This is a genomic window from Aequorivita lipolytica, assembly GCF_007997135.1.
Classification (GTDB): domain Bacteria; phylum Bacteroidota; class Bacteroidia; order Flavobacteriales; family Flavobacteriaceae; genus Aequorivita; species Aequorivita lipolytica.
Map to the genome: position 1 here is coordinate 1 of NZ_VORU01000028.1, position 4,266 is coordinate 4,266.

Below are 4,266 nucleotides of genomic sequence, written 5' to 3' on the forward strand. Positions count from 1 at the left end.
TCTTGGCTCTTTGCTCTTGGCTCTTGGCTCTTTGCTCTTGGCTCTTGGTTCTTGGCTCTTGGCTCTTGGTTCTTGGCTCTTGTTTCGTTAAGGTTTTAGGGAAATCGAAATTGAAATTGAAATCGAATATCAAGTTTACGTTGAATCCTTTCCGTCAGCTGGATTGGCTATTTGCGCTTTTAATCTATTTGCTCCCAGCTGCCACCTTCCCTTGTTATGATGTGAATTGCTTAAAGTGATATTTCTTGCTGAAGGGAAGGAGCTTTTTTTGGTTTGTTTTTGATTAGGCTTTAGGCTCTAAGCTTTTTACTTTAAAAATTACTCATTACTCATTACTCATTACCCATTACCCAGTACTCATTCTTTAGTCCTGTTTCCTGTTTCAGATTTAATCACAGAATCCGGAACACAAATAACTGACCATTGCCTACTAAATTCAAAGGTCCCTGAGTGCCCGATGATAGGAGGGTGTATCGAAAGGTCCCTGAGTGCCCGACGATAGTAGAGCGTATCGAAGGACTGGTCTCCAACTCCTTCACGAAGGTCCCTGAGTGCCCGACGATAGCAGGGTGTATCGCAGATCCCTGAGTAAGTGCTCTTTTCAAATTTATTTATATATGGTTCCAAGGTCGGGTTCACTGTTAAGCTTGCAAGCATGTATGGTTCGCGCCCTATTAGTGTATGGTCTCCCTACCTCTAATGCTACTCGAGTGCTACTTTCATGCTACTCTTTCCCTACTAAACCCCTAGTATCATACTAGTATGTTAAAATGGAAATTAGTAATTAGTAATTAGTAATGAATAATTCATATTAAGTATATGTTGAGGTCAAGGTGCTCAGTATGTTGAAAAGGTTTAAATGTTTAACTGTTTAAATGTTTAATTGAAGATTCGATACTTCGACTTCGCTCAGTATGACAGACCAGTAATTAGCATTAAGTTTTTCCTAATTCCTAATTCCTAAAGCCTAAAGCCTAAAGCCTAGAGCCTAGAGCTTAGAGCCTATGGCAATAGTCGTCGATTCGGTACTTCTCCTACGCTCAGTATGACAGACCAGTAATTAGCATTAAGTTTTTCCTAATTCCTAATTCCTAATTCCTAATGCCTAATGCCTAAAGCCTAGAGCCTAAAGCCTAAAGCCTAAAGCCTAAAGCCTAAAGCCTAGAGCCTAAAGCCTAAAGCCTAGAGCTTAAAGCCTAATACCTACAACTGAACTTTCAAACTTAAACATAGAACCCACTAGCAGATTTGTTTACTGAGCTGCACAAAAATTAAGTATATTTGTAGGATGTAATAAACAATTATGGACGTATTATTTGAGAAATTCCAGCAAAAATTGCAGCATACGCCTGTTCAATTTGTTCGTTCTACGATGCAGGAAATTAACTGGGATGCTCGTCTTATTGGCATAAAAGGGGCAAGAGGGATAGGTAAAACCACTTTGATATTGCAATATATTAAGTTACATCTATCTGAATTCCTGGACCAAACCTTATATGTTAGCATGGATACTATATGGTTTAACACGCATTCTTTAATTGAATTAGTAGCAGATTTTGAAAAAAAAGGCGGAAAATACCTCTTTTTAGATGAGGTGCATAAATACGACGGTTGGGCACAAGAACTAAAAAACAGTTATGACGATTATCCCAATTTAAACATAGTATTCACCGGTTCTTCATTACTGGAAATTTTGAATGCACGTGCCGATTTAAGTAGAAGAGCAATTGTATATAACATGCAAGGGTTTTCTTTTAGAGAATACCTATCACTAGAAACAGGTATTACATTTGAAAGACTCACTTTAAATCAAATTACAATCAATCATTTAGAGGAAGCTACAACAATTATTCAAAATGTAAAACCCCTACAATATTTTGATTCCTACCTAAAGCAAGGTTATTATCCGTTTTATAAAGAACAGCCCGACTTGTATGAAATGCGTTTGGGCGAAGTTGTTAATATGATTTTAGAAATAGAGTTACCCCTTTTGCGCGGTGTTGAAATGGCTTATATCAATAAAGTAAAGCAATTGCTGGTTAGTATTGCTGAATCTGTACCTTTTGTTCCAAATGTTAGTAAGCTAAGCGAAAAAATCCAAATAAATAGAGCAACACTGCTTTCCTATTTATACTATTTGGATGAAATAGGGCTAACACGAAACTTGTATAAAGAAGCACAGGGAATTACGCGTTTGCAAAAGCCTTCGAAAATATACTTGGAAAATACAAATTTAATTTTTCTGCTTGCACGCGAAAATGCAAATGTGGGCAACCTCAGAGAAACTTTTTTTTCAAATCAGGTAGGTTTTCAACACCAACTGAACTTTACAGCACAGGGTGATTTTTTAGTAAGCAAAAAATATAATTTTGAAATAGGAGGAAAGCACAAGACAAATAAACAATTAAAAGGAACCACCGAAGGTTACATAGTTGCGGACGCAATAGAATATGGATACCAAAATAGAATACCGCTGTGGCTTTTTGGGTTTCTTTATTGAAGTTGGATTGGTGAATTGGTAATTAGTAATTAATAATTAATATTGAGTATACGTTGAGGTCAAGGTGCTCAGTATGCTGGAAATGTTTAAATGTTTAATAGTTTAATTGTTTAATTGGGGGTTCGATAATTCTTCTACGCTCAGTATTACAGACTAGTAATTAGAATTGAATTATGCCTAATGCCTACAGCTTAAAGCTTATGGCAATAGTCGTTGATTCGGTACTTCTTCTGCGCTCAGTATGACAGATCAGTAATTAGAATTAATTTTTCCTAATTCCTAATTCCTAATTCCTAATTCCTAATTCCTAATTCTAATTCCTAATTCCTAAAGCCTAAAGCCTAAAGCCTAATTCCTAAAGCCTAATTCCTAAAGCTTACAGCCTATGGCAATAGTCGTTGATTCGGTATTTCTTCTACGCTCAGTATTACAGACTAGTAATTAGAATTGAATTATGCCTAATGCCTACAGCTTAAAGCTTATGGCAATAGTCGTTGATTCGGTACTTCTTCTGCGCTCAGTATGACAGATCAGTAATTAGAATTAATTTTTCCTAATTCCTAATTCCTAATTCCTAATTCCTAATTCCTAAAGCCTAAAGCCTAAAGCCTAAAGCCTAGAGCTTACAGCCTATGGCAATAGTCGTTGATTCGGTATTTCTTCTACGCTCAGTATTACAAACTAGTAATTAGAATTGAATTATGCCTAATGCTTACAGCTTAAAGCTTATGGCAATAGTCGTTGATTCGGTACTTCTTCTGCGCTCAGTATGACAGATCAGAAATTAGAATTAATTTTTCCTAATTCCTAATTCCTAATTCCTAATTCTAATTCTAATTCCTAATTCCTAATTCTAATTCCTAAAGCCTAAAGCCTAAAGCCTAAAGCTTACAGCCTATGGCAGTAGTCGTTGATTCGGTACTTCTTCTCCGCTCAGTATTACAGACTAGTAATTAGAATTGAATTATGCCTAATGCTTGCAGCTTAAAGCTTATGGCAATAGTCGTTGATTCGGTACTTCGACTGCCCTTCGTTTGCGCTCAGGACGGGCTGCTGAGTATTATAGATTGGTGAATTGATAATTAGTAATTAATGATGAATAATGTATAATTAATTATAACATTGAACATTGAGCATTGCACATTTAACTTGCAACCTACCATTTACCGCCCATTTAGTCAATTGATTCCCTAAAAGTTATGCTTTTTTTGGATTTGATTCCGAAAAAGTTGATTTGGCACCTCGTTCCATCGTCAAGCTCAGAACAGGGAGGCTAGTAATTAATAGTTAATAATGAATATTGCCTAATGCTTACAGCTTAAAGCCTAAAGCATAAAACTTTGAACTTTGAACTTTGAATTTTGCGTTTGTAGATTTACCCCTTCCGTCAGCTGGATTGTGTATTTGGCTTTCGGATCATATTTTTCCCCAGCTGCCACCTTCCCCTGTAAGAAAGCTCTGAGTTTTGATCAAAAATTGGTCTAAGGGGAAGGAGCTTTTGGTGGGTCTTTCCATTTTTAGGTTTAAAAATAATTAATCGCATAATCGCAAGTTCTTGACACTGTATTATCCACATCTTAATCTGAATAGAAATTAGAATTTTGGAATAGGAATTAGTAATTAATTGAACACTCCCTAAGGGAGTGTTCAATTAAGTGTGTCATCGGTTAAAAATCTGTTGTCAAAATAATCTACTAGGTCTCTTCGCACCGATGCCCATGCAAACATACTACCATTCCATCTTGTCTGCGCATTTATGGTTGCCA

Annotated in this window: 1 protein-coding gene; it reads left to right on the plus strand. The window is 36.3% G+C overall.

What is annotated here, in order from left to right; all coding sequences use genetic code 11:
* Nucleotides 1-1,303 precede the first annotated feature (1,303 nt).
* On the plus strand, nucleotides 1,304-2,500 hold the full coding sequence (locus tag ESV24_RS15080) for an ATP-binding protein (protein WP_111817154.1): 1,197 nt from the start codon (nucleotides 1,304-1,306) through the stop codon (nucleotides 2,498-2,500).
* Nucleotides 2,501-4,266 lie beyond the last annotated feature (1,766 nt).

Bases quoted from the DNA above. Each gene is read 5' to 3' on its own strand.
- ESV24_RS15080 (WP_111817154.1), top strand. From the start codon at position 1,304: ATGGACGTATTATTTGAGAAATTCCAGCAAAAATTGCAGCATACGCCT.